General features: G+C 59.0%; 23 protein-coding genes. 7 read left to right on the forward strand and 16 right to left on the reverse strand.

Going from position 1 to position 25,902, the window contains the following annotated elements; translation table 11 throughout:
* Nucleotides 1-2: 2 nt before the first annotated feature.
* Entirely contained in the window at nucleotides 3-830 is an 828-nt protein-coding gene (locus tag V8J82_RS23440; protein WP_339979508.1) for a sulfotransferase family protein, read from the forward strand.
* 91 nt (nucleotides 831-921) lie between these two features.
* On the forward strand, nucleotides 922-1,881 hold the full coding sequence (locus V8J82_RS23445) for a glycosyltransferase family 2 protein (protein WP_339979510.1): 960 nt from the start codon (nucleotides 922-924) through the stop codon (nucleotides 1,879-1,881).
* A gap of 23 nt (nucleotides 1,882-1,904) precedes the next feature.
* On the opposite strand, the gene V8J82_RS23450 is transcribed toward V8J82_RS23445, so the two are convergent.
* The 10 genes from V8J82_RS23450 to V8J82_RS23495 all read right to left on the reverse strand — a co-directional run bounded on the left by V8J82_RS23450 (nucleotide 1,905) and on the right by V8J82_RS23495 (nucleotide 12,785).
* A complete protein-coding gene (locus V8J82_RS23450; protein ID WP_339979512.1) occupies nucleotides 1,905-3,302 on the reverse strand; it encodes an oligosaccharide flippase family protein in 1,398 nt (465 codons plus the stop codon).
* Nucleotides 3,303-3,456: 154 nt separating this feature from the next.
* Complete coding sequence (locus V8J82_RS23455) at nucleotides 3,457-4,161, reverse strand: VPLPA-CTERM sorting domain-containing protein (RefSeq protein WP_339979514.1); 705 nt, start codon at nucleotides 4,159-4,161, stop codon at nucleotides 3,457-3,459.
* A 612-nt stretch (nucleotides 4,162-4,773) separates the two neighbouring features.
* Complete coding sequence (locus V8J82_RS23460; protein ID WP_339979517.1) at nucleotides 4,774-5,130, reverse strand: hypothetical protein; 357 nt, start codon at nucleotides 5,128-5,130, stop codon at nucleotides 4,774-4,776.
* A 113-nt stretch (nucleotides 5,131-5,243) separates the two neighbouring features.
* Complete coding sequence (locus V8J82_RS23465) at nucleotides 5,244-5,429, reverse strand: hypothetical protein (protein ID WP_339979520.1); 186 nt, start codon at nucleotides 5,427-5,429, stop codon at nucleotides 5,244-5,246.
* Between the two features lie 38 nt (nucleotides 5,430-5,467).
* Nucleotides 5,468-6,775: a UDP-glucose dehydrogenase family protein gene (locus tag V8J82_RS23470; RefSeq protein ID WP_339979522.1), complete on the reverse strand. Its 1,308-nt coding sequence runs from the start codon at nucleotides 6,773-6,775 to the stop codon at nucleotides 5,468-5,470.
* 240 nt (nucleotides 6,776-7,015) lie between these two features.
* A complete protein-coding gene (locus tag V8J82_RS23475) occupies nucleotides 7,016-8,254 on the reverse strand; it encodes a glycosyltransferase family 87 protein (protein WP_339979524.1) in 1,239 nt (412 codons plus the stop codon).
* The gene (locus V8J82_RS23480; RefSeq protein WP_339979526.1) at nucleotides 8,251-8,637 is read right to left on the reverse strand and encodes a GtrA family protein; all 387 of its coding nucleotides are present in this window, start codon (nucleotides 8,635-8,637) and stop codon (nucleotides 8,251-8,253) included. The genes V8J82_RS23475 and V8J82_RS23480 overlap by 4 nt, the downstream gene beginning before the upstream one ends.
* Nucleotides 8,630-9,634, reverse strand: coding sequence for a glycosyltransferase family 2 protein (locus tag V8J82_RS23485; RefSeq protein ID WP_339979528.1), 1,005 nt, complete (start codon nucleotides 9,632-9,634; stop codon nucleotides 8,630-8,632). The genes V8J82_RS23480 and V8J82_RS23485 overlap by 8 nt, the downstream gene beginning before the upstream one ends.
* 88 nt (nucleotides 9,635-9,722) lie before the next feature.
* On the reverse strand, nucleotides 9,723-11,306 hold the full coding sequence (locus V8J82_RS23490; RefSeq protein ID WP_339979530.1) for a DUF8728 domain-containing protein: 1,584 nt from the start codon (nucleotides 11,304-11,306) through the stop codon (nucleotides 9,723-9,725).
* A 12-nt stretch (nucleotides 11,307-11,318) separates the two neighbouring features.
* Nucleotides 11,319-12,785: a UbiA family prenyltransferase gene (locus V8J82_RS23495; protein WP_339979532.1), complete on the reverse strand. Its 1,467-nt coding sequence runs from the start codon at nucleotides 12,783-12,785 to the stop codon at nucleotides 11,319-11,321.
* 275 nt (nucleotides 12,786-13,060) lie between these two features.
* On the opposite strand from V8J82_RS23495, the gene V8J82_RS23500 reads away from it, so the two are divergent.
* Nucleotides 13,061-14,479, forward strand: coding sequence for a mannose-1-phosphate guanylyltransferase/mannose-6-phosphate isomerase (locus tag V8J82_RS23500; protein WP_339979535.1), 1,419 nt, complete (start codon nucleotides 13,061-13,063; stop codon nucleotides 14,477-14,479).
* A 6-nt stretch (nucleotides 14,480-14,485) separates the two neighbouring features.
* Here the strand turns inward: V8J82_RS23500 and V8J82_RS23505 are convergent, their stop codons facing one another.
* The 6 genes from V8J82_RS23505 to V8J82_RS23530 form a co-directional block, all read right to left on the reverse strand.
* A complete protein-coding gene (locus V8J82_RS23505; RefSeq protein ID WP_339979537.1) occupies nucleotides 14,486-14,860 on the reverse strand; it encodes a CAP domain-containing protein in 375 nt (124 codons plus the stop codon).
* Between the two features lie 180 nt (nucleotides 14,861-15,040).
* The gene (locus tag V8J82_RS23510) at nucleotides 15,041-15,715 is read right to left on the reverse strand and encodes a rhomboid family intramembrane serine protease (protein ID WP_339979542.1); all 675 of its coding nucleotides are present in this window, start codon (nucleotides 15,713-15,715) and stop codon (nucleotides 15,041-15,043) included.
* A 6-nt stretch (nucleotides 15,716-15,721) separates the two neighbouring features.
* On the reverse strand, nucleotides 15,722-17,110 hold the full coding sequence (locus V8J82_RS23515; RefSeq protein ID WP_339979545.1) for a hypothetical protein: 1,389 nt from the start codon (nucleotides 17,108-17,110) through the stop codon (nucleotides 15,722-15,724).
* 20 nt (nucleotides 17,111-17,130) lie between these two features.
* Nucleotides 17,131-17,745, reverse strand: a complete 615-nt coding sequence (locus tag V8J82_RS23520; RefSeq protein ID WP_339979548.1) for a polysaccharide biosynthesis/export family protein — start codon at nucleotides 17,743-17,745, stop codon at nucleotides 17,131-17,133.
* Between the two features lie 125 nt (nucleotides 17,746-17,870).
* Nucleotides 17,871-20,342, reverse strand: a complete 2,472-nt coding sequence (locus tag V8J82_RS23525) for a tetratricopeptide repeat protein (RefSeq protein WP_339979550.1) — start codon at nucleotides 20,340-20,342, stop codon at nucleotides 17,871-17,873.
* A gap of 138 nt (nucleotides 20,343-20,480) precedes the next feature.
* Complete coding sequence (locus V8J82_RS23530; RefSeq protein ID WP_339979552.1) at nucleotides 20,481-21,206, reverse strand: sugar transferase; 726 nt, start codon at nucleotides 21,204-21,206, stop codon at nucleotides 20,481-20,483.
* Between the two features lie 541 nt (nucleotides 21,207-21,747).
* Here V8J82_RS23530 and V8J82_RS23535 point away from each other — a divergent pair.
* The 4 genes from V8J82_RS23535 to V8J82_RS23550 all read left to right on the forward strand — a co-directional run.
* Nucleotides 21,748-22,602 carry an ExeA family protein gene (locus V8J82_RS23535; protein WP_339979555.1) on the forward strand — a complete coding sequence of 285 codons (855 nt, stop codon included), beginning with the start codon at nucleotides 21,748-21,750 and terminating at the stop codon, nucleotides 22,600-22,602.
* The gene (locus V8J82_RS23540; RefSeq protein ID WP_339979557.1) at nucleotides 22,599-24,146 is read left to right on the forward strand and encodes a GumC family protein; all 1,548 of its coding nucleotides are present in this window, start codon (nucleotides 22,599-22,601) and stop codon (nucleotides 24,144-24,146) included. The genes V8J82_RS23535 and V8J82_RS23540 overlap by 4 nt, the downstream gene beginning before the upstream one ends.
* Before the next feature lie 22 nt (nucleotides 24,147-24,168).
* Complete coding sequence (locus V8J82_RS23545) at nucleotides 24,169-25,005, forward strand: CpsD/CapB family tyrosine-protein kinase (protein WP_339979559.1); 837 nt, start codon at nucleotides 24,169-24,171, stop codon at nucleotides 25,003-25,005.
* A 483-nt stretch (nucleotides 25,006-25,488) separates the two neighbouring features.
* Nucleotides 25,489-25,902, forward strand: a 414-nt coding sequence (locus V8J82_RS23550) for a hypothetical protein (RefSeq protein WP_339979561.1), incomplete at its 3' end; no start/stop codon positions are given.

Consider the following 25,902-nt stretch of genomic DNA (forward strand, 5'->3'; position numbering starts at 1 on the left):
CCTTGGCTCTTCCTGATTTTGTCATCCTCGGCGCCATGAAATGCGGCACCTCTACCCTGGCGGCCCAATTGGGAGCTCAGGAGGGCGTATTCATGTCGACCCCGAAAGAGCCGAACTTTTTCTCGGACGACGATGTTTATGCACAGGGCCTGGATTGGTACCAAGCGTTGTTTGACGGGGCCGAGGCCGGGGCGCTGCGTGGTGAGGCCAGCACCCATTACACCAAATTGCCCACCCATCCGCATACGTTGGAACGGATGCGCATGGTGCTGGAGGCACCGCGTCTGGTCTATATGATCCGCAATCCGGTGGCGCGCGCCGTATCCCACTATATCCATGAATGGACCGAGGGGCGCATGTCCGCCGATCCTGTATCGGCCTTCGAAACCCATCCCGAATTGATCGATTATGGTCGCTATGCGATGCAGATCACCCCATTTGCCGAAGCATATGGTCCCGAAGCGATCCTGGTGACCAGCCTGGAGCGGTTGACGGGCGATCCGGAAGGAGAACTGGTCCGGATCGGCGCGCATATCGGCATGGGCGCGCGGGCCGTCTGGCAAGCAGATCTGGGGGCAAAGAACGTGTCATCCGAACGCATCCGCAAATTACCGTTGCATGGGCTGTTGGTGGGCAATCCCGTCGCCACCGCCCTGCGGCGTAGCCTGGTTCCCAAAGCCCTGCGCACGCGGATCCGCCAAGCGCGCAGCTTCGGAGATCGGCCGGAATTGCCCGATAATCTCAAAGAGCAATTGCACCAGATCTTTGCCGAAGACCAAGCCGCATTGATGGAATTGGGGTTGCCGGGCGCCCGTGAGGCGCTGTCATGATCGGGCGGGGCGTGTTTTGCCTGCTTGCGTGCAGAGCCGCGGAATGCTTTGCCTGCATCATGCCGCGCGACGATGACAGGAGAGCGTATCAATGACCGCTAGTATCGGGGTTGTCGTGATCGGGCGCAACGAAGGGGAGCGGCTGCGCCGGTGCCTGGATTCGCTGAAAGATAACGTCCAACACATCGTCTATGTCGATTCCGGCTCGACAGATGACAGCCTTGATGTGGCCCGCCAGGCGGGTGCGATTGTCCACGAATTGGATATGTCACGGCCCTTCAATCCCGCCCGGGCCCGGGGCGAAGGATTCGACCGACTGATGGCCGGACCCAAACCCACCTATGTGCAATTCGTCGATGGCGATTGCGAGGTTCAGCCGGGCTGGGTCCCCACCGCCGCGGCCTATCTGGAGGCCCATTCCGATGTGGGGGCGGTCTGCGGGCGGCGCCGTGAACGGTTTCCCGATGCCACGATCTGGAACAAGCTGATCGATCTGGAATGGGACACCCCTCCGGGCGAAATCAAAGCCTGTGGCGGGGATTCCCTGACCAGAGCCGATGCAGTGGCCGCCGTGGGCGGCTTTGACCCCGGTGTGGTGGCTGGCGAAGAGGCCGAGATGTGCGTGCGCCTGCGTCAGGCCGGGTGGCGGATCTGGCGGCTGGATGAAGAAATGACGCTGCACGACGCCGCCATGACTCGCTTTGGACAATGGTGGAAACGCACCCGGCGCTCGGGCCATGGCTATGCCGAAGGTGTTGCCATCCACGGCGCACCGCCCGAACGCCACAAGGTCAGCGAGATGTGGCGGGCGGTGGTTTGGGGCCTTGCGATCCCAGCGGCTGCGCTTTTGGGTGGGCTTTTGATCAGCCCTTGGGCGTTTTTGATCCTGTTGGCTTGGCCCGCACAGATTTTGCGCCTCATCGCCCGGGGGGAATTGCCCCTGCGCGCCATCTTCATGACGATCGGAAAGATGCCAGAGGCAACCGGCGTGCTGGAATATTGGCTCAAACGGCTGTTCCGCCGGGAGTTGAGCATGATCAACTACAAATAATTCTGCGCATATGCGCCGTCTTTTCAGCCCGCAACCAACAGGCTTTCCGGGGCATCCAGTGTCAACAAAGCATACGCATAGAAGGCCGCCACAAGGGCTAGGGCAATGAAATCGATCACGCCGGTCTCGTATCCCCGACGTTTGGCCACCACCACATTGGCCAGGAAATTCACCGAAAATGCGATGCCAACCCCGACGAAACTCCCGATGATCCCCGAAATCTCATAGCCTAATATGATCCCCAGCGTGCCAAGCGCGGCTGAGATGAACATCAACATCGCATGCAAGTCGCTGCGCCCATCGGCCAGAAGCAGGCTCTGATAGGGTTTGGCCAACATGGTGATCGCCCCATTCAGTGTCGTCAGGGCAAGGAACACTCCGGCCGTCGCATAGCGATCATCATAAAGCAGATCGACCAGGGGTTGCGCGAAAAATGACAGAGTAAAATAGACCGGGAAGGTCGCCGCGGCCACGGCCAACCGCACCCGGCGTAAGATCCGCGGCAGATCCTCGGGGCGGTTGCGGCGCACTTCGGAAAAGGATGGAAAGACCACCTGCTGCAATAGCCGTGTGACCAGCGCGGCGGGCAGAGAGGCCAACAGAACGGCAATGGCGATCTGGCCTAAGATTTCGACCGGGACAATCAGGCCGTAGATCGCTTGTTGGCCCTTATCGGCTAGAAACGTGAAGGCGGTCCCAAACAGGATCCAGCGGCCAAATCGGATGATGTCCTTCAGCGCAGAGCGTTCCAGCATCAGACGGTGCTGGAAGGGGGGGAGGATCAGATGGGTGATGGCCAGCTGCAAGATCGCGCCGGTCAGGGCCCCTATGACAAGGGCCCAGACAGATTGCAGCCACCAAGCGGCAAGGATCGTGACCAGCACCGTCACACAACGCGCGACCACGCCGGCCAAAGTACTTTGCCGCAACATCAGCTTGCGGTTCACCGTCGCCAGTGAGACCGAGTTGAACCCCGACAAGATTGGCGTCAGCGCCAACGCACAGATGATCGGAAACAACACTGGTTGTTGGTAAAGTTGTGCGATGGGCCACGCAATCAAACAGGCAATCGCAGCCACCAGACCGCCTCGGATCACCTGAACCGTCCAGGCCGTATTTAAAAAATCAGGATCCTCACCACGTTCGCTGCGAATGACCGACGCGTTGGTGCCCACATCACTGAGCATCCGAATACCCTGCAGAAACACCTGGGCCAGCGCCATCAGACCAAAAATTTCCGGCGAAAGAAGCCGCGTCAGGATCAGATTGGAAATCAGGCGCAGAGCATTGTGGGTGCCAAAGCCGAAGAAGGTCCAAAATGCTGCGCGGCGGCTGCGACCGCCGAGACCTTGGTCGCCTTTCAGCTTACCAATGAGACGTTGCAGCTTGTTCGGGCCCGCTGACCCGTCCATCTCGCTCATCCCATTCCTCGCTGCAGGTCAGATACGTCTATCACATGCTCGACTTACGCGGTTCATTTTGGCTTGCAAAGGGGCTCTCACCATTGAAGCAGAGGCCCAATAGAAAAGGGCTGACCCATGGGCCAGCCCTTTTCATAACGATATGATCTGTCGCTTATGCAGCGTTACGGCGACGCATGGCCGCCAGACCCCCTACGCCAGCCAGCAGCAGCAAGGCGCTTGCAGGCAGCGGGACCGGTGCAATACGGATGGCTGCCAGAGCCGCATCCGGAACACCGAAGTTATCGTTGCTTGTCCCAACGGTGAATGTGAACGATTCACCAACCAGGTCCGCAACGAGAAGGCCACGGCCAGGCTCATCGAATGTGCCAGGGATGTCGTTCACGCCGTCACCGCCGGTCTCGCCAGCGATTTCAGTGCCGAACGTATCTGCAGACCCACCATAATCGGACGTCACGGTAACATGCTCGGCCTCACCTGCATCGCAGCTGCCGATTGCCAGGTCGGAGGCGCATACATAAAGGTCAAGCAGGTAAGCCGAAACCAAGCGTACAGGACCGTTCAGGAAGGTCACGGTGATGCTCTGAAATTCGCCGAATTGACCGATTTCCGAGTTCCGCACACCCAGGCCGTCGTTCAAACCGGCCAGAACGGTGCCATCGGTATATGGCAGCGGGCTAAATGGCGGAAGATCACCAGAAGTGCCCGGGTTCACCGGGGTGCCGGTCACAACATAATCTGCCGTAGACAGGATCGGCACAGCCGCCGACGTAAAATCAATGACAGTAGCGGAAGCTGTTGCGGAAAATCCAACCAGTGCAATAGCCGCTGCTGACATAGAAGAAAGGATCTTGTTCATGATACTACCCTTCAAAACACAATTAAAAAACACCCGCAAAACGGGGAGCTCTTCGTAAATATTAACAGATACTTAAGAAGTTGCCACGGTTTTGTACCGATTTTGGCCGTATTTTTGCGTAAATTTCAGGCAAAAAATGCCACTTTCCTCCGATCATCCGCTTACCTGAGATCTGACGGGGGCGTCGGGTTGCATTCCTCCAACAGGCTCCAGACCTGATTCTTTGGCACTGGAACCAGAGCGAAAACCATCATCTGCACAGATCGCCTTCTCCAGTCTACGAAGGACGCCACATTCGCACCATCGCGATCAATGAGGCTACCGTTTTCTCTGAGATGGAACCACCACCGGTAGCGCGCTCCGGGGTCAGTAAGATACGAAAAGTGCCTACCAATTATGATTTTTTAACATAATTAATATTATGGGTCAGTAAATATGACTAAGAGTTCCGTCGCGTTCATAGCCCTTTGGGTAGCCATACTTACCTCGTCTACCTCAGCACAAGTTAGATGCCTTGATCGTGACGCAGTGGCGATTGAGCTGCTTTCGGGGTCTTGGCGAACGGCAATTGAGAGTTTTGTTGGAGGATGACCAACTGGTACGGCGGAGGCCTCAATGGCAATACCTCGATCTGTTTGATCGATCACGCATAGGTGCGCAGAGGCCAACATTCACGCCATCCCACCCCATATCGGAATACTGGCCGAGCGGCGCGACCTTCATTCGGATTTCGATATAGGCGGACACCTCGGACAATACTTCCCGAACGGATGCAGGCAGGGGAACGTCGCGCTCAAGTCCAGCGATTTGGGCCGGCGATGCGGGCGGATCAATTCGAACGGCGGGCCGAAGATCGACATATTCAACCATCTCGGCTCCCCAAGGTAGATGGCCCATCACGCGGTGGGTCATGGCGTCTGACTGCAGGTGGGCCCCGATCTGAAGCAGGAACTCTCTCAAAGGGTGCACTGCGAAACCTCCTCATTGGTGCCGTGTTTGATGATCAAGACTAAGGCGCTGTCGGGCAAGTAATGGGGCGTATGGTATGGACGCTGAGCGAAAAACACCCCTAAATCACCACTTCAGCTCCCCTCTTCCAAACCGTGCAGACGCGAGATCGGGAGGGCCATGTCCCGGATATCGCTCAGCGGTGCGTGGTGAAGATCGACGCGATAGAAAGACGGGCAGATCTCCATCCAAGCCCGCCAGGTGAGGTCGAGCCGCATTTTGTCGGCCCGGAAATCCAAATGCACACCGTCGAGGCTCAAGACCGCTTGCACCTCTCGACCATCACGGAAATGAAACCCTATTTTCGCCCGACACCCTCATAGGCGACAAAGCCCGCTTTTTTAGCATCGGCGGGGGAATAGACGTTGCGCAGATCCGCCATTTTGGCACTGCGCATCGATTGACGCAGGCGCACCAGATCCAGGGCGCGGAACTCGTTCCATTCGGTTAGGATCACCACCAGATCAGCTTCGCGCACCGCGTCATACGGATCTTCATGCCAGGTCACACCGGGCAGCAGATCCTCGCCCTCACGCCGCCCTTGCGGGTCGACCACACGCACCTTGGCCCCGCCGCCCACCAGTGCGGGCACAATCGTCAGCGACGGCGCATCACGCATATCATCGGTATTGGGTTTGAACGTCACACCAAGCACCGCGACCGTCTTGCCGTTGAACGAACCCTCACACAGGTCGCGCAGCTTTTCGACCATGCGAGTCTTCACGCCTTCATTCACCCGCATCACCGCTTCGACGATGTTCTGGGGCACCGCATAATCCTGGCCGATCCGGGCCAAGGCGCTGGTATCTTTCGGGAAGCATGACCCGCCATAGCCCGGCCCGGCATGGAGAAATTTGTTGCCAATCCGGCCATCCAGACCAATGCCCTTGGACACTTCTTTCACATCGGCGCCGGTGCGTTCGCACAGCGCGGCGATTTCGTTGATGAAGGTGATTTTTGTCGCCAGAAACGCATTGGCGGCGTATTTGATCATCTCGGCGCTTTCCAGATCGGTGGTGATGATCGGGAAATCGCGCAGGAACAGGGGCCGGTAGATATCGGCCATCACCTCGGCCGCACGCTCGCTCTGCACACCCACAACCACGCGGTCCGGCCGCATGAAATCATCGATTGCGGCGCCTTCGCGCAGGAATTCAGGGTTTGAGGCGACATCGAACTCGGCAGCGGGGTTGGCCTTGGCCACCACATCGGCCACCTGCTGGTTCGTGCCCACGGGAACGGTGGATTTCGTCACGATCACCGCATAGCCGGTCATGGCCTTGGCGACCTCTTCGGCAGCAGCCATCACATAGGTCAGATCCGCATGGCCATCGCCGCGCCGCGTGGGCGTGCCCACGGCGATGAAGACCGCCTCGGCGCCATCGACGGCGGCCTTGAGATCGGTGGTAAAGCTCAACCGCCCGGCTTCGACATTCTTGGCCATCAGCGTATCGAGGCCCGGTTCGTAGATCGGCACCTCGCCTGCCTGCAGCATCTCGATCTTACGCGGATCTTTGTCGACGCAGATCACGTCATGGCCAAAGTCCGAAAAACACACCCCAGAAACCAGGCCCACATAGCCCGTGCCGATCATTGTTATGCGCATTGAAAAAACCCGTTTTTAGGACCATGTCGGCCAGCATAATCGCACTGCCCCAAGACCAGGTGAGAGTCAATTCGCGCTTATAATGATCTGGTTTTACAGCAGATTCCTGCGCTTGGGGGATTGAGGACAGCGAGTGCAGGCATCATGGGCCGATGGTTGTCAACGCCCAGTCATGCAGTGACGATCCAGCCAGACCACTCGGGTCGGCTGATCAATCCGAACAAAAAATTTGCCTACGCTTCAACGAGCTTGGGCCTTTCCATTTGGATCTGCGCGACGTGAGAAGCCCCAGTACATCAACGCCCCTATCAGAACCAGCAGCAGAATAAGCGAGGCCAGGAAACTGCCCGGAAAACCACTGGCGGTATCGGTCATTCCTATGATGTCGGATATCCGATTGACCCGTAACATCGCCAGATTGGCCAGTACCGCCGCCACTTTCCAGATGACCCCCGACATAAGCGGCACCAGCAGCACCAATAACGTCAGATCATAGAGATGCAGCGGCACCAGCAGCAGCGTCGCCGCCAACAGCACCGCCAAACGCGCCCGCACATCCCCCTGCCCCGCCAACAGGCCAAGTGCCACCCCCACCAGACCGGCCAGCCCCCCATAGACCAGCCCCGACAGCTCTAGCCTCAGCCCCGCATGGAGCAGGTTCGTCGCCCCGGTCAGAGAAGGCGGGATATTCGCGCCATAGGTACCATAGGCCCCCAGCCCATCCAGATATCCCGCCACCAATTCGGAAAGCGGCGTGCTAAGAAAAACCGGCAAAGACAGAACAAGCGCGATCCCGGCCGCATTTAGGGTGGGCAGGCGTAACGGACGCGCAGCCAATGCAAAGGCCACGAAGGGCAGCGCAAAGCTGGGCTTCAAGGTCAGAACGATCAACGCGATCCCGACAACCCATCCCCGGCTCCGCAATACGCCATAGGCGAAGGCGGCGGCGGCGGTGTAAATCAGGGGCGACAATTGCCCCGTGGAAATCGAGGTGGCCGTGCCAATCGTCACTGCCGCCAGCAGGCTGAGTGCACCATATCCTACCCAGAATGTCGGCTCATCCGGGCGTTGCACCGCCGCCAGGCCCAGATATGTGCCCCAAAGGATCGCTATGGTGCTGCCCACCCCCCATAAAATCCGCGCGGGCGTGTAATCCATGATGCCGATCCCGGTGCTCAGCCCCCAGATATGAGGCGCATAAAGCCAACGGTGGAACCCACCCAACCCCTCCATGCCAGGCGTGGTGGCGGCCAGGTCGTTGCCGATATCGCTGAAGCTGGACAGATAGGGATTGCCCCCCTCCAGCCAGATTTGCCCGGCAATCCAGAAATAACTGAAATCCTTGGGCGCCAGATTGCCCATAAAGGTCCGCCCCATATAGGCGGCGGCCAAAGCGGCACAGAGGGCCGCAAAGCCCCATGCCAATACAGGCGGGATAGCCCAAGGACGCAACATGGACGGATCTTGGCCATGGCTCATGGCGCCACCCGAAAGACATAGAATTTCGACAACACGAAAAAGACCCCGGTATAGACAATCATCGCCACTGCCTGCCACGCCAGTGCCGCCTCCGGCGCCACGCTCAAAAGCCCCAGCAACACGGCTAGATTGGCTCCATAGGCAATGGCAAAGGCCACCAAAAACCGGATCGCCGCGGCAAGGTCACGGGAGGCCCCGCGGAAGGTAATGGCCCGGTTCATGAAGAACGAATTGGTCAGCCCCGCCGCATAGCCCAGGATATTGGACACAACCGGGGGCAGGCCGAAAACGGTTTGTGCCAACACGATGGTGCCGAAGCCAATCGCGGTGTTCAGCACGCCCACAAGCCCGAAGGAAATCGCCTGGCGGATCGTGTCACGCATGACGGCTCGAATTGGAACGGGCTTGGGACGCCACCGCCGGATCGGATATCGGCTGCGCCGCCACGCCGCCCTGGCGTTCGAAACTGTCCACCAGGAACAACGGCCGGTTCTTGGATTGCATATACATGCGCCCGACATATTCGCCGATGATCCCCACAACGATCAGTTGGATGCCCCCGAACAGAACCACAATGCCCGTCAGCGATACCCAGCCCTGCACCGTGCCCCCCGCCAGCCAACTGATGATCACATAGATCAAGAGCGGCACCGACAACGCAGCCGTGATCATCCCCACCCAAGAGGCCAGGCGCAGCGGCACGATGGAAAAGCTGGTCAGCGCATCAACGGTCAGACGCAGCATCTTGCGTAACGGGTATTTGGTTTCACCGGCAAAGCGTTCGTCGCGGTGATATTCGAGCGGCACCTGACGATAGCCGATCCAGCTGACCATGCCGCGGATAAACCGATGCTGTTCGGGCATCGCATTCAACACATCCAGCGCACGGCGGCTCATCAGGCGAAAATCCCCGGTATCTTCGGGGATCGGCACCTCGGAGAGGCGGTTGAGGAAGCGGTAGAACAAGGCCGCCGACGCAGTTTTAAACGCTGTCTCTCCGGCGCGGCTAAGCCGCTTGCCATAGACGACATCGGCCCCATTATCCATCAGCGCCATCATATCTCCCAGCAATTCCGGCGGATCCTGCAAATCGGCATCCAGGATCAAGATACGGTCGCCCTGCGCGTAATGCAGCCCTGCGGTCAGAGCGATCTGATGGCCGTAATTGCGCGACAGGATCAGCCCGCCATAGCGTGGATCATCGGCGGCGATCTCGCGGATTGCCTGAGTGGTGCCATCCTTAGAGCCATCATCGATCAAGATGACCTCCCATGCCCCCCGGGCATGGGCCTCGCAAGCGGCGGTCACCCGCTCGCGAAGGGCGGCGATCCCTTCTATCTCGTTATAGCACGGGATCACAACTGAGAGCTGAACGGACACTGGGTCACCCTTTATCGACGTCACCCCTCACCTCTGCGGGTTCTATGGGACTGGGAAAACATAATCAATTGTCGTGCCGGAGGTCACCTTAATCGCCATGTTGCGAACCGCGGCGGCGCAACACGGCCAGATTGGCCGCGCGGTCATCCACGACAATCTCGAAGGCTTCCGCGAAATAGGGCTGCCCCTCGGGTCGGGTCAACCAAGTGCCAAGCCCCGCCCAATCCACAACATAGTCGATCTCGCTATCGGTGATATAGGCCAAGACGTGGCCTTCATTCTGCCGCGCAGCCAGGGCCTCGGGATTGACCTTTCCGTCGAGATTGATGGTGCGGTCATGCCAATAGCCGAGCGTCCCGGTCTGCACCGCGCCGATCCATATTTCGGGCGGGACGTTATCTTGCACCCACGCGATGACCTGTTCATGGCCCTGGGGCGGCGCGCCAGGCAGAAGCAGCCGGATCAACAGCGCCGCCGACAGCGCGACCCCTCCCCAACCGTAAAGCAGCGCCAATAGCCGTGGCCGGGCGCGCATCGTCAAACGCCCCAGATCCAACGCCACCCAAACCGCCGCCACGATCAATAGCGGCGCCAGGGGGGCCAGATACCGGCTGAGGAAATGCGGCGCCCCGAAGAACAGGCCGTAATAGGCTACCAAGGCCAAGGCGTGGAGCGTATAAGCCGCCACCACCGCGCGCACCACCGGATCGCCCTTCCGCAACACCTGCACCAGGAAGATCAACAGGATCAGGACAGACACCGCCCCAAAGATCACCATCATCACCATCTGGCGCTCGAAGGGGCGCGGCACCGGCACCATCGGGAAGAGATATTCGAAGATCTTGGCCGGGATCAGCTCAGCATGACTGGCAAATTCTGCATTCAGCGATTGCGCCGGCCCGCTGGAGGGCATGATCGATCCGAACCCCAGATAGTTGTTCAACAGCCATGGGGCCGCAACCGCCAGGCTGAGAAGACCCGCGGGAAACAGCCAAGCCAGCACGGTGCCAAAGCCCTGGCGCTGACGGATCAGGATATCGAGCGCCCAGACCGCGAAGATCGCCACCACCAGGATCGCAGCATCGATCCGGGCCAGAAAGACCAAACCGCAAAGCAGGCCCAGGCCCAACCGATCCAGAGGGCGCGCCTGGGCCCCCTGCCCGATCACCCGTCCGAATTGCAGTAGAACCGCCACTGTCACCAAGGTGATCAACCCGGTTTCAAGCGCATTCATCGAATGGCGCAACAGAACTGGCCCCAAAAACCACAAGGCCGCCACCAGCCATGGCAGAAGCGCTCCAGCATCCTGGTCACGCAACATCCGGGCCGCGAAGGCGCGGACGGCAAACAGGCCGCCCACCGAGATCGCCGCCAAGATCAGATGGATGCCCACAAGACCTGCCACCCGGTCCCCCCCGGTTGCCAGATAGGGCAGCGTGAACAGAAACGTCGCCATGGGCTGGACGCCATTGGTGGGGATCGTGCCCTCGGACACGGTCATACCCAGGCCGATGGCCATGTTGCGCGCCACCGTCAGCATCAGGTAGCCATCCTCGGTGATGAAGGCCTCGGCCAGATCCGGCATACCCGTGGCAATGGGATAGATCCGGTATACCAGCCCAAACAGCAGCGCCAACAGGATCAGGCCGATAACGGGGCGCTTGCGGGTCATGGCAAAGCCCCCTCAGGCGAAGGCCGCGACCAACACGGTCACCACCGCCAATACGATGGTCAACTGGCTGGTGCGGTCTTTTGCAGCGAAGACGATCGGGTCATCGGTCATGTGGCCACGATGGGTCGTCATCACCATCCGCAACACCCAATAGAGTACGATTGGACAAACCAGCCAGAGCACTTCGGGCCAGTCGTAAAGCAATTGCACGTCATCGGAGGCGATATAAAGCGCGAGAACCAGAACCGCCGCCATCCCCGACGAAAGGGCCAGACCACGCAGGATCGGCAAATCCTCGACCTGATAGGCCCGGCCGGAGCTTTCGCGCCCGGTGACGAGCTGATCCATCAGTTCCGCCTGCCGCTTCACCGCCGCCAGGCCCAAAAACAGGAACATCGAAAAGCCAAGCAGCCAAGGCGACAGAACCAAAGACGCCGCCACCCCTCCAGCAACGATGCGAATAGTGTAAAGGGCCGCCAGGGTCAGCACATCGACCAGCAACTTGCGCTTGAGCGACAGCGAATACGCGAAGGTGATACCCAGATAAACGGCCAGGACCCCCAAGAAACTGGGATTGCCCGTGGCCAGGCCAAAGATCAGCGCCAAGGCCAAAAGCCCCCCCACCATCGCCAGGCCGGTCATCGCGGTTAGCTCTCCTGCCGCGAAGGGGCGCAAGCGCTTACGCGGATGCGCGCGGTCGGCGGCCAGATCGAACAGATCGTTGATCACATAAACCGCCGAGGCGGTGCAGCAGAACGCAAGAAAGCCCAACAGCACAGCCCAAAACGCGCCCAGATCATGGGACGCCAGCAGCGGCAGAAACAAAAGGACGTTCTTAGACCATTGATGCGGGCGCAGGGCGCGCAGCAGCGGCGACGTCAGGGATTTGGGCGGAGCGATATGTTCGACCTGCGCATTCTCGGCCTCGGCGGCGCGACGCAAGGCGGGGCTGGCCTGCACGGTCACGGCCCTGCGGGCATGTTTCCACACCGCCAGATCGGCCTGGGAATCGCCTATGTAATCAAAGCCCCCTGCCCCGTATCGATCGATCAGAAATTGCGCCTTTTCAGGCCCTTTCAGATTATGCCCATTCCGGCTGCCATGGACTTCGTCAAACATACCCACCGTATCTGCCACCAGATCGGCTTGCCGCTGATCGGATGCGGTGACAAGCGCGGTGCGCCGACCTGCGGCGCGGGCAGCTTCAACCTTGGCGATGACATCGGGGTTCAGGGGCAGATGCTCACCGGGAACGACATAATGCGCGGCGATGGCATCTTTCATGGCCGCTTTGCCCTGAGAAAGCCAGCCGGGGAGTTTGGCCAGCATCACGGGCTGATCCGCAGCCAAACCCAACACCGCCTCATGTAATGTGTCGGTCCGACACAACGTCCCATCCAGATCCACCACCAGGACCACATCCTGATCGGATGGCTGCGCGCCAGACGCAGAGGGGTTCGGTGGAGCATTGGCCGTCAAAGATAAGATCCTAACCGGGTAAGTGAGCCACGAAGGGTCAAATGCGCATTGTAAAACAGGGCCTAGATACGCCGCATTCCAGACAAATCGCAACACTCAGTTCCGGGCAAGCTCTGGACAAGATCTTGCCGGTTTCGGGCGGATCGGGACTAAGCCGGGCAAATTGCGCAGGACGTCCCGTAGGCAGGCTGGCCTGCCGTGACACATCCATGACGGTTGCAGCCTTGTGCATGATATGGTTTCCCGGACAGGCATGAAGTGAGAGGCTGATCCGAATGATCTATCCTGTGGTCCTATGCGGTGGGTCGGGCACACGGCTATGGCCGGTGTCGCGCAAGGCGTTCCCGAAACAATTCGCACCGCTGATAGGCGATCACAGTCTCTATCAGTCGACATTGATGCGGTTCTCGACAGGCACCTTTGCGGCCCCCCTGATCGTGACCGGCCACGATTTCCGGTTTCTCGCCAAGGAACAGGCCGCCGATCTGGGGATTGAAGATGCTCGCGTGGTCGTTGAACCCGAGGGGCGCGACACGGCCCCGGCGATCCTGACCGCGGCCCTTATGCTGGAAGAGGATCCCGACGCAATGATGTTGGTGGCACCCTCAGACCACGTAATCGGCGATCTTCCGGGTTTTTTAGCGGCGGTGGACCGCGGTGCGGCGTCGGCCCAGACGGGCGCGTTTGTAACCTTCGGCGTTGCGCCAGACCGCCCCGAAACCGGCTATGGCTATCTGGAATTGGGAAGACAGGCAGATACGCCGGAGGGGGCCGCGGTGCCGCTGAAAAGCTTCCGTGAGAAGCCGGACCGGGCCAGCGCCGAGCAGATGCTGGCGACGGGCGGGTATCTGTGGAATGCAGGGATCTTTCTATTCCGGGTCGCCGATCTGATCGCAGCCTATGAAACCCATGCCCCCGATATGATGGCCCCGTGTCGGGCGGCTATTTCCGGAGGCGCCGAGGATCTGGGGTTCTTCCGCTTGCAGGCAGAGGCCTATGCAGGCGTGCCAAAGATCTCTTTCGATTACGCGATCATGGAGCATGTGGATAATGTGGTTGCCATAGCTCTGGAGAGTGATTGGTCAGATTTGGGAGCATGGGACGCGCTGTGGCAAATGGCCGATCGCGATGATCAGGGCAATGCCGCCCAGGGGCCTGTGACCTTGATCGACTGCCAAGACAGCTATTTCCGTGCCGAAGATCCAAGCGTTCAGCTGGTGGGTCTGGGGGTAGATAATGTCGTGGCGGTGGCGATGCGCGATGCTGTCCTGCTGGCCGACAAATCCCGCGCCCAGGATGTCAAAGCGCTGGTCGATACGTTGCGCCAGAACCAGATCGCCCAGGCCGATGAATATCCGCGCTTTCATCGCCCATGGGGCTGGTACGAAACCCTATGCCTGAGCGGGCGCTTCCAGGTGAAACGGATCATGGTCAAGCCCGGCGGTGTTCTGTCGCTGCAAAGCCATATGCACCGATCGGAACATTGGATCGTGGTGGCGGGCACAGCCGAAGTGACAATCGGCGACGATGTACGCTTGGTAACCGAAAATGAAAGCGTCTATATCCCACTTGGTCACAAACACCGGATGGCCAATCCTGGGCGCTTGCCGATGTATCTGATCGAGGTGCAGACCGGGGCCTATCTGGGAGAGGATGACATCGTGCGTTACGAGGATGTCTACGACCGCACCTGATCTCACCTAGGCGCCCAAAAGGATGCTCCACCGGTTTTGCCCAAACCCATCGCATGTATGGGCCAGGCCGATATGGCGCGCGCCAGGCTCCAGCAGGACAGCGCGGGTCTGTCCGTGATCGTGCCATGCAGAGACAACCGACCGCGGATCCTCGTCGGGGCCGACAGCCAAAAGCTCGCCCAGGACATGCCCGGTATATCCTGCCTGACGGCCACGCTCTGCAGGAGTGGTGCCCTGCAAATCGACATGGTTTATCCTATCCTGCTGCGCCAGCGCCCCGATATGGGTCTGGGCTGCGCCCCTCAAATGGGGGTCATGGTGCAAAACAGAGACACGCGCCGCCGCGCGCATATGGGCGATCAAGGCGTATAACCCATCCATGGGCGTCGCTGCATACCCAGGTGTCGCCAAAGGCAGGGCCAAACTGGCCCCCAATCCCAAAATGACATCACGGCGATCTGTCTGCATGCCGTCACAATGGCAAGAAATACGCCGTAGGAAAAGCATCAGTGCGTCCGGCACTTGCTTGAATATCGATACATGTCGAGGCGGCGGCGGGGCTTATTGATCCAAATCGGCGGGGCTTCGGCCCCGTGGATCGATTAAAAGCGCCATGATCCAACCCACGACAAACCCGCCCAGATGGGTTTCCCAGGCCAATTGTCCGTCCAGCGCCCACCACATCGCCACATTCATCGCCACCAGAAACAGAACCAGGCGCGCGACGGGCCAGAGCCGGTCGCGGAACGTATAGCGATCGACATAATCCCAGGCCAAAAGTCCTCCGGCCAATCCGAAAAGCGCGCCGGACGCCCCGACCATCGGGCGGAAGGATTCAACCAAGATGCCGAAACCGATGGCGCCCCCGATCAGCGCCCCGAAATAGAGCACCACAAATCCCTTCAGGCCAACACGGTTCAGCACAGCCCGCCCAAGCGACCATAGCGTGATCATATTGACCACCAGATGCTCCAACCCGCCATGCAAGAAGCCATAGGTGGCAAACATCGCAATCGGTTGGCCGGTAAAATTAGGCTGCCAACCCTGCAGCAGGCCTGGCCAGAACCCCCCCCATTCATAGGCGGTCTGGCGCAGGCGCGAGATGCCGATCCATCCCCAATCACTGGCGCTCAAGGCGAATTCGACCGAGACGCACATCGCTATCAGGATCCACAGAACGGCATGGCTCTGCTGTGGCGCGCCCGGGGTCTCGTTGGTTGGAGCGTCAGGCGCCATCGGCCGTCATGGACGGAAGGTGAAACTGCGCTGAAGATTCAACGACACACGGTTCGACCGCGTATCATCCGCATCGTCCCGTGTGGTGACCCGGTGACTGAACCGGGCGGACAGATCCCAATCCTGGGTCAGGGCATAATTATATCCCAGGCCGAACTGGCGTCTTTGCACATCACCAGTGGTGCCACTGACGCTTGTATTGGTGATCAATGCGCTATCAATCGACCAAGAACTGCGGCTGTTGATTTCCGCATTATAGGCGGCATTGAGGCGCGTATTGATGATGTTGTCGTCATCGGCATTGACCGACCCGGTCTGTGAAAGGCCGAACGAGAAATTGCCGCGCGGCGTGGGCCGGGTATAGGACACCGCACTCAACGGTGACACATCGCCATTTTCAAACGCGGCCAGGCCCAAGGACCAGGACAAAGCCGCGCCCTGCGGAAGATCCAAGGCCCGGGTGACCCGGAATGTGTCGCGGGCGCCGTTGCGCTCAATCTCACGGGAATACGACAAATCGAGGGTACCGTTTCGAAATGTCCGCTCCGCCCCGAGCTGAATTCCGATCCCGTCGGTCACCTCAACGGTGGTCACCCCCAACACGGTCTGCTCGGTGCGGATCTCATCGAAAGACAGACCTGCACGGGCCTGCCAGAGCGGATCAACGATGATGTCCGCATTGACACCATAACGCGTAATCTCCCGATCCGTCGGATCCGTCCCCTCTTCTTCGGTTTCAGTCCGATCCGCATTCAACCGCAGGGAAATCCGCGGATGCACGTCCATGCGGATCGTGCCGCCGTAACTCAGGGTCGTGCGGTCGATGAGATCCGGATCGGAGGTGCCTGTATTGATGACCTGATTTCGGCTCAGGCGGCCTTCAAATCCCAATGGCGCATCAATCCCGGTGGCCACGTTCAGCGCAATCTGGCTTTGTTCGCGGGATCCGTCATCTTCAATCAGAAGCGGTCCAAAGACGGGATCCTCGATAATAACGTCACCGTCGATATCGGTCTCCGTCCGGCTAAAGCTCAGATCCAGGGTCGAACTGCGACTGAACAGGCCAAAGGCGCCGCTGACATTGGGGTCGGTAAACCCGGATTCTCCATCATCGCGGATTTCATAGCCAGTTCCGAACGAAAACTCGAAGCGCGACCGGTGCGTGACGCTGGACAGGCCAAGGGTGACATTGGTCTGGGCCACGGTTTCGTTTTCGCCGGACGAATTGGTTTCAAACGAAGCGCCGTTCGACAGATCCAGGGTGAACAGCGCCCCCCCTTCCCCGGTGGTTTGGGCCGCAGCCAGCCCAACGCCCAGACACAGGCCGGTCGTCAGACACGCCATCGTGACGCCGCTGCGGCTTGCAACCTCGGTCTTGGCTTTGGGGTGTGCCATTGCGCTAGGCCCCGCGGGTTTTATTCAAACAGGCCCCGTTCAGGCACCAAAATCACATCTCCATCGGCCAATGGGATATCGCGAGAGAGCCGTGCCCCACGCTCAAGGGCGCGGTAATTCAACTCGGTCAGGGATTGCTGGCCGGTATGGGGATCGGTGCGGCGCAGCTGCAACCGACGTGTGGCCGCAAAGCTTGTGAACCCGCCAGACTGCGCCAGCCCCTGAAGAATTGTCGTCCCCGGCGCCACCTCGATAAGACCGGGACTATTCACTTCACCCAGGAAGTAGATTTCGATCGTGGGCGGTGCGGTCGGCCCGCTGCGCACCGTCGGTGTCACTGGGGTCGTCTGGCGAACGGTCACGAAGACATTCGGCTCGACCGCGAAATTAGGGGCGATCCCCGATGCGATCCGCTGTTGGACCTGTGCCACTGTCTGCCCATTGGCGAAAAGCGTGCCGGCGAATGGAAACGAGAAACTGCCATCGGGAAGCACCAGGACTTCGCGGTTCAGCGCGGGATCCTGCAGGACCTCAACCGACAGCACATCGCCCGGCCTGATCTGGTAGCTTTGCTGTGCCACCACGGTGCCTGACATCAAGAAAAGACCCGCCAGGGCCAAAAGAAGCCGTTTCATTGATTTAATCCGTTTCTTGCCTCTGCGCGATATATGACTCGTTAAGGACAGCACGGGAAAGGGCGATGTCCACAGGTCAGCCCCGATTTCCCGCCATTTGTCGCCGGGGTATCACAGATTAGGCTCTATTCCGTGGTTTCTGCAGTGGCTTCGGCTTCCAGACGGGTGATTTCCGACCGGGCCGTATCGAATTGCGCGCGGTCATCGTCGGGTCCGGCCAAGTCCAGTGCCACGCGGAATCGCTCCAATGCATCCTCCGGGCGGTCCAGGGCGACATAGGTCATGGCCAGATGAAACTGTACCAGGGGATCATCGGTCAATTCGGCCGCGGCAGGCTCCAGATGGGCCAGCGCTTCGGCATAATCCCCGCGCCGATAGGCGATCCAGCCATAGGTGTCTTGGAACGGGGCAAAGTCGCTGTCGCGCAGGCGGCGGGCGATCGTATAGGCGCGTTCCAGACTTTCGGCGTCATCGTTATAGGTCGTCAGAAGGCTGGCGAGGTTATTGGCCACGACCGGTGAGCCGGGCGCCCGTTCATACATCATCTCATAGATCGCGATGGCCTCGGCAAGCTCACCGCGCTGTTCCATGAAACTGGCCTGGGCCCAGAGCAGGCTCAGACCCTCGGGCAGGGTTTCCAGACCTTCGGCCAGGGCCGCATCGGCGCCATCCAGATCTCCCTGGGCGTAAAGCGCACGCACCAGATCGGTCCAGACCTGCTCGATCAGAGGCTGCGTCTCCAGGATCAACCGGTAATTGCCGACCGCATCTTCATACTGGCCAAGCGCGGCCTGGGTGGCGGCCAGCACATAGCGGGCGGTCAGATTGTCAGGCGCCTCTTCGACAATGGCTTCGGCCAGGGACAAGGCACGCTCTTCCTGACCATTGGCCAGGCGGGCGCGGATCACCGACACCTGGGTGCCGAGATCCGCATCGCCTTCCGCCGCGAGCTCTTCCAGGAATGCAATCGCATCATCAAGCCGCCCCTGAACCGCCAGGCGTGTGGCCTGCAACCGGTCTGCTATGGCGACAGCCTGCTCGGTTTCAACGCGTCTGAGCGTCTCTTCCACTTGTTCAGCACGGGACCAATCTTCCATGCGAATATATAGTTCACCCAGATGGCTCAGCAGGGTCAGGTTATTGGGCGCCAGGCGCAGGGAGTCGATCAGAACCTCCTCCGCCGCCAGAAACGAGTCATTGGCCATCAAACGGTTGGCATATCGAATAGATTCCTCCGGCGCGGCGTTGGACGCCTCAACAGCCAGGGCCAAGAATTCATTGGCCAATGCAGCGGTGCCGTTGCGATCATGGGCCACGGCCATCAGGGTCAGCGCTTCGGCATCCTGGGGGTTTTCATCAATGGCACGGCGCAACAGGCCGATCGCCTCGGCCGTTTCATCTTCATCGATCAACCACCCGGCCCGCATTTTCAACGCATCGACCTGACCTTCATCGGCGGCCAGAACTTCATCGACCAGCGCACGTGCGCCGACATGATTGCCCGATTGCAACAACATCTGCGCCAGCGCCACACGGATGCGTCCCGTCTGTTCGGTGGCCTGCTCTTCTTCAGGGATGCTGGCCAAAATCGTTTCCATCTCGGTGATGGCCTCTTCGCGGTCCCCAGTGTCAAACAAGATCCCGGCCCGCAATGTGCCAAAGACTTCGACATTTTCGCCCGCGGCGATGATCGTATCCAACTCGGTCAGAGCCGCGGCGGTACCCTCTTGCTGCAACAACAATTGTACCAAGGCCGTCTGCGCATCGCGCCGACGATCGGGATCTTCGTTGGTGGTCACGATCTCGCGCAGATAGCTTTCCACTTCGTCGATCTGGCCACGCGACACATAGAACCGCAGGAGTGTGGCGGTCAGGTCCTCGTCTTCCGGGAACCGTGCGATCATGTCTTGAAGCAGAAGCTCAACATCTTCGGCGCGTTCAAGCTGTGCCAGAAGACCCAGACGTGTGTTGTAAAGCGCGCGATCATTGGGCGCGAGTTCCAGCGCTGCATCTACCTCGGTCAAAGCGCGATCAGCATTGCCAGCGCGGACCGCATCATCCACGAGTATCCGGCGCAACAGCAGATCGTCAGGATGCTCGGCCACAAGTGCCTGGGCCTGTTCATAGGCGGCAGCCCGGGCCAGCTCATCCTCATTCTCGATCGCACGGGCATAATCGAGATTGATCGCAATCACCGCCACCCGAGGGTCATCGGGGGCCAATTCGACAGCCTCATCGCCATGGCGAAACGCGTCTTCCCAGCTTTGAAAGCCGATCGCCATCTCAGCCAGCGCAACCCGCCCTTCTACGTCATCGGGATATTGCTCAACCAGACGCAGATACTGACCATAGGCTTCTTGAAGCCGTTCATCGGCCCGCAACAACTCAGCCAGATCGCGGCGCGCCTCACGGTGTTGGCCATTATGCTGGAAGACATTGCGGAACTCGACCATGGCGCGGTCGGTATCGCCCTCTGCGATCAGTTGCAGCGCATTCTGATAATATCCCTCGGCGCGTTCCTCCGAGGATTGGCATGCGGCAAGTACGGCGACAACGGCAAGGGCAGCAACGGGGCGAAAGAGGGAAAGGGAAAACATGTAAGTCCGTCTCTAATCTAGAGGCAATGAAAGGGGCATCTGGTCACGGTGCTATCTACACCCCCAGGCCCCCAAGCTGCAAAAGAATTTGGTGTCACAGATATGTCAGGCCCGACGACCGACGCAGCGATCTGTGGGTCAGTAGCCCGTCCCGCGCACGATGACAGCAACCGTGCGGAACAGCACCGCCACATCGGTGATCAGCGACAGCGACCGATCATAGGCTTCGTCAAAGCGCACACGATCCTGGAACCGGCACTCATTGCGATCCGAGATCTGCCAAAATCCCGTCACGCCGGGGCGCAGGCGGAAATAGGCTTTGCCGTGATACATGTCTTGCTGGTCCAGCATCATCGGGCGCGGGCCAACCAGGGCCATGTCGCCGAGCAGGACGTTCAACAATTGCGGCAATTCATCGAGCGAGCACTTGCGCAGGATACGACCCAGACCGGTGATCCGCGGATCACGCTTGAGCTTCTGATCTTTGGTCCATTCCGCCCGCGCATCAGGGTTGGCCTGCAGGTAAGCCTGCAGCCGTGTATCGGCGTCGGTAACCATAGTGCGCAGCTTCCACATGCGGAATGCCCGGCCATTCCGGCCCACGCGCGACTGCAGATAGAATGGGTTTCCGCCATCTTGCAGGAAGATCGCAAGCGCCATCAGCACGACCAGGGGCAACACCAGCGGCAGGGCCAGCATCACCAAGGTGATGTCCAGGGCCCGCTTCACCACCCGGCGATACATCTTCGACTCGTCCATGTAATCCACCGGCTGCGCGGGGACGACAGCGGTTACTTGTGCCGATGTAACGGGGGTGTGCGCCTGCGACGAAAATCCGTCTAAACGCGTGGAATGAAACGTCATTATCCAAACTCCTGCCCGTGAAAATACGGGTCCGACACTATTTTGATCCGGCAAAAAGAATGGGTGCTGGATCTAGTCACTTATCTGGGTCGGGCGCCAGGTCAGAGCTGATAGCTCTGCCGGGTGATCGTCCCCCTAAATTAAACACTCTCGTTGTTTAACGGCTTAAATGACAAATTTACATGAAATTTGTCAGGCAGGTTTCCCCGCACCGCCACAATCCTTCTAAAATGCATAGCAAAAACAGGCTATTTTGTGTGATTAACCCTACGTAAAAATTCTCAGATGTCCATCCTGCAGATGCAAAGACGGGCATATCTGTCCACCTGTGCACAACAATTTTACACAGACCGAAGGGTTTGTTGCGACTTCGTGATCGGACAAGGGCCTGAAAGCGAATCGCAATGCAGGGGCCGCGCCGCCGCGCAAGGGGCGTATTTCTGCCGTGCAATGGCCTGCCGGAGCATCTATATACTTGCCGATAAGCCGGGCCGCAGACGCTCGGAAAGGGGCGTAGAGCTTTTGATCCGGATCACCGTCCATGTCAGATTCTGAATTTTTTGCACGGCATTTCGGGCTGCGCGAGCGGCCGTTCACGCTGTTGCCGGATCCTGACTTCCTGATGTGGACCCGCGCCCATAAGCGCGCCTTCTCGATCCTGGAATACGGCCTGATGAGCCGGGCCCCGATCACCGTGGTCACCGGCGAGGTCGGGGCGGGCAAGACGACATTGTTGCAAAAACTGCTGACCAGCATGGATGACGATGTGTTGGTGGGGTTGATCTCCAATGCTCAAGGGGGGCGCGGGGATCTGCTGCATTGGGTCTTGGGCGCGCTGGATATCGAATGCGATCTGGACGTGGCCTATGTAGCCAAGTTCCAGTTGCTGCAGGATTTCCTGATCGAGCAATATAGCGATGGGCGCCGTGTCGTTCTGATCATCGACGAAGCGCAGAACCTGTCGATCGAAGGGCTCGAAGAGCTTCGGATGCTGACCAACATCAATTCCAACAAGGATGAGCTGCTGCAGCTGATCCTGATCGGTCAGCCCGAATTGCGGCGAATGATCCTGCGCCCCGAACTGCGCCAGTTCGCGCAGCGCGTCAGTGCCACCTATCACATCCCCCCGATGGATGCGGAGACCACCGAAGACTATATCCGGCACCGCCTGCGCCATGCTGGCGGCACGGGTGAGGAATTTACCGAAACGGCCATCTCGCTGATCCATGCCAAATCCGGCGGCGTGCCGCGATTGGTCAATAAATTGTGTGACTTTGCCATGGTCTACGCAGTCAGTGGCGAGGCGCAGATTGTCGATGAAGCGATTGTAAACGAAGTATTGTGGGACGGGATTTTCCTGGCCACGCCCGAACCGGGCGAGGATGCCGCTGAATGAATATCGATCTGAAATTTTACTGGAATCTGATCCTGCGCCGCCTGCCGGCAATGATGGCCATCATCATCATCTGCTCCGTCGTGGGGGTCATCATGGCGATGCGGGCGCCGGTGACTTACCAAGCCAATGCCGTGCTTTTGGTAGAACCTCCGCAAATTCCCGATGCGCTGGCCGATACGATCGTGCGCGATAATGCAGGTGAAAGCATCGAGATCATTCGCCGCCAGTTGATGACCCGCGCCAACATGCTCGACATTGCCAATGACCTGAATGTTTTCGAGAATTACTCATCCATGTCGCCCGATACGATCGTCGGCAACATGCGGCGGCAGACGGATATCCGCAGCCGCGGGGGACGTGGCCAGCCGCTGATCGTGACTGTCCGGTTCGAAGCTCGTACCGGACGCATCGCCGCCAACGTGGTGAATGATTATGTCACGCGGATCACCAGTGCCAATGTCGAAATCCGTACAGATGCTGCACAAGACACCTTGAATTTCTTTGAGCAAGAAGTTGACCGCTTATCGACCGAGCTGGAATTGCAAAGCGCCCGCATCACCCAGTTCCAGACCGAAAATGCCAGTGCCCTCCCCTCGGAACAGACGATCCGCATCAATCGCCAGGCCTTGTTGCTCGACAGGCTGACGCGCGCGCAACGAGACCGGGATAATCTGATGGAGCAGCGGAGCAACCTAATCCAGATTTTTGAGCGGACCGGTCAGGTCGAAGTGTCGGAAGCTATTCCACTAACCGCAGACGAGCGGGAATTGCAGGGCCTTGAACGTGAGATGTCCCAAGCCCTGACGATTTATAGCGCACAAAGCCCACAAGTGCAGCTGATCCAGCGAAGGATCGACGTGCTGACCGAACAGATCGCCACCCAAGCCGCAAATCTTCAACCCGAAGCAACCGGTGAAGCGGTTGAGGGTCCAAGTGTACTGGATTTGCAATTGTCCCAGATTGACAGTCAGATCGAGGCCCTGACCCAGGAAATTTCCGGGCTTGAAACAGAATTGGCGGACTTGGACGACGCTATCGGCCGCACACCGTTGAACGCCATTACCCTCAACAGCCTGCAACGTGACTATGACAATGTGCGCAGTCAATACGATCTGGCTGTTGAGCGCCTGTCGCAGGCTAGTACAGGCGCCCGCATTGAAGACACCGCCCGCGGGCAACGGATTTCGCTGATCGAAGCCGCAACCGTGCCGAATTCTCCAGCCAGTCCAAACCGGCCCCGAATTGCACTGACCGGAGCGGCGCTTGGGATCGGCTTGGCCGGCGCATTGTTCATGATGTTGGAACTGCTTAACCGTTCGGTCCGACGGCCGGTTGAAATCACCAACAATCTTGGCATCATTCCATTGGCCACAGTGCCTTATATCGAAAACCCATCCACGCGGACGGTCCGGCGACTGATCCGGATCGCGTCGTTGGTGATTATCGTAATCGGGATCCCGGCCGCATTGTGGGCGGTTGATACTTATTATCAGCCCCTTGATGTTCTAACGTCTCGCGTTCTCAACCGTTTGGGTCTGACCTGACCCCAAGGCAGGCCAAAATACGATGGAAAAACTTCAAAAAGCCCTTCTCAAAGCCCGCGAACAGCGCTCGGACGATGCACCTGCCCCGCACCGAAAAACGGCATCGCCGCGCTCAAAGGCCGGTCTCTCCGCACCCAGCCGTGATGCGCTATGGGATGCTATCCCAAATTTCGAGCCAGACCCCGACCATCTGTCCGACAACCGGATTGTCGCCATGGACGCGCGCGCCGAGGCAACGCCGCTGGATATTTTGCGCACCAAGGTACAATTGATGATGCAGAAGAACGGCTGGACGCGGCTGGCGGTGACATCACCCCACGCCTCCTGCGGCAAGACGACAATTGCCTGCAACCTAGCCCTGGGCCTGTCTCGACAGGCGGGCATTAGGGCCGCGTTGGTGGAATTGGACTTGCGACGCCCCAATGTCGCGAAAACGATCGGACACACCCCCGATCGCTGTGTGACTGAAATGCTAAGCGGCAAGGTAAGCTTCGCGGAACAGGCCTATCGTGTTCGAGGAAACGTGGCCATATCGGCAGCACAGCGTCCGTTTCCTGACCCGACATCTATTCTGCTCGACCAACGCACCCGCGAGGCGCTGGCTCACATCGACAATGAATATGCCCCAGACATCGTGATCTACGACATGCCACCGCTATTGGTCAGCGATGACACCCGGGCTTTTCTCAAAGAAGTCGATTGTGCCCTTTTGGTCGCCAAGGCCGAGGCCACAACCATTGCGCAGATCGATACATGCGAGCGCGAGATCTCGGAACAGACCAATATTCTAGGCGTAATCCTGAACCAATATCGCCACTCTAGCGATCAGGGCACTGGTTACGACCGTCAGTACGGCTAGATTCTGCCCTCTTTGACGTCGCTTTGGTCAGACTGTTGAAGCCTGCCCAACAATTGGGTCGCGCATAACTGTCAATGCGAAATTTTAGGGGCAGGTTCTCGAAAAACGGCGATTTTTCGAGAACTGGCAAGAACTCGCAACCCAAACGCGGGATTCTGCCGGTTACTTCGACATGTGGTTGACCATAATCCCAGACATTCCATACCTAGATGCGTAACTCATAAGGAGACGTATGGCAGGCAGGAATTGTGGCGGTCATATGGTTCAACGTCATGAAATGAGCACGGTGTAGCCACACGCCTTGCCCCGAAGTAACAATTTCTAATTGTTTTTGCATGCATACCAATTGAGGCGATCAAGCCCGAGCAGCAAAGACAAACAATAGCTGAAAGCTAACACAGAAGGTGTACCGCGGAACGGGACTATTCCGCGGTATAGGGACAATTTTGCCTGGCGTCATGATGCCCAGGTTAGGAGATCAGAATGAAGCGCTATACAGCCCTACTCTCCAGCTCTGCGATCAGTTCAGTCAATGGCTCTCACATCGACATCGACGCCGAAGACGATGAGACGACCAACATTCTCAACAGCACTGTTGATATCTCGGTAGCAAGAGATGGCGCCGTACCGCTTGTGAATATGCCGCTGCCAACATCGCATTTATCGGCATCCGCTGCCGATGACGACGAGGAAGCGCCAGAGGATGAGAAATCTGACTTGGCAGCCACGGCGACCGATCCGGATGTGCTTAGGTCGGCCCGCGCATCGGATCCAGACGATCAGCCCCTGACTTCGGGCCTGAAGGCGCAGTTTTTCGCCTTGTCCGGCGGGGTCGAGCGCCTCAGCGATGTCGACTTCTCCCGGGCCGCCACCGCCACCGCCACCGTGTCCGAACTG

This window comes from Gymnodinialimonas mytili (assembly GCF_037544085.1).
GTDB lineage: Bacteria > Pseudomonadota > Alphaproteobacteria > Rhodobacterales > Rhodobacteraceae > Gymnodinialimonas > Gymnodinialimonas mytili.

Coding starts and splice junctions, on each gene's coding strand:
- V8J82_RS23510 (WP_339979542.1), bottom strand. CDS start 15,715: ATGGCGCCTGACGCTCCAACCAACGAGACCCCGGGCGCGCCACAGCAG.
- V8J82_RS23535 (WP_339979555.1), top strand. CDS start 21,748: ATGTCAGATTCTGAATTTTTTGCACGGCATTTCGGGCTGCGCGAGCGG.
- V8J82_RS23500 (WP_339979535.1), top strand. CDS start 13,061: ATGATCTATCCTGTGGTCCTATGCGGTGGGTCGGGCACACGGCTATGG.
- V8J82_RS23450 (WP_339979512.1), bottom strand. CDS start 3,302: ATGAGCGAGATGGACGGGTCAGCGGGCCCGAACAAGCTGCAACGTCTC.
- V8J82_RS23505 (WP_339979537.1), bottom strand. CDS start 14,860: ATGGATGGGTTATACGCCTTGATCGCCCATATGCGCGCGGCGGCGCGT.
- V8J82_RS23520 (WP_339979548.1), bottom strand. CDS start 17,745: ATGAAACGGCTTCTTTTGGCCCTGGCGGGTCTTTTCTTGATGTCAGGC.
- V8J82_RS23455 (WP_339979514.1), bottom strand. CDS start 4,161: ATGAACAAGATCCTTTCTTCTATGTCAGCAGCGGCTATTGCACTGGTT.
- V8J82_RS23530 (WP_339979552.1), bottom strand. CDS start 21,206: ATGACGTTTCATTCCACGCGTTTAGACGGATTTTCGTCGCAGGCGCAC.
- V8J82_RS23490 (WP_339979530.1), bottom strand. CDS start 11,306: ATGACCCGCAAGCGCCCCGTTATCGGCCTGATCCTGTTGGCGCTGCTG.
- V8J82_RS23475 (WP_339979524.1), bottom strand. CDS start 8,254: ATGAGCCATGGCCAAGATCCGTCCATGTTGCGTCCTTGGGCTATCCCG.
- V8J82_RS23540 (WP_339979557.1), top strand. CDS start 22,599: ATGAATATCGATCTGAAATTTTACTGGAATCTGATCCTGCGCCGCCTG.
- V8J82_RS23445 (WP_339979510.1), top strand. CDS start 922: ATGACCGCTAGTATCGGGGTTGTCGTGATCGGGCGCAACGAAGGGGAG.
- V8J82_RS23525 (WP_339979550.1), bottom strand. CDS start 20,342: ATGTTTTCCCTTTCCCTCTTTCGCCCCGTTGCTGCCCTTGCCGTTGTC.
- V8J82_RS23545 (WP_339979559.1), top strand. CDS start 24,169: ATGGAAAAACTTCAAAAAGCCCTTCTCAAAGCCCGCGAACAGCGCTCG.
- V8J82_RS23515 (WP_339979545.1), bottom strand. CDS start 17,110: ATGGCACACCCCAAAGCCAAGACCGAGGTTGCAAGCCGCAGCGGCGTC.
- V8J82_RS23470 (WP_339979522.1), bottom strand. CDS start 6,775: ATGCGCATAACAATGATCGGCACGGGCTATGTGGGCCTGGTTTCTGGG.
- V8J82_RS23480 (WP_339979526.1), bottom strand. CDS start 8,637: ATGCGTGACACGATCCGCCAGGCGATTTCCTTCGGGCTTGTGGGCGTG.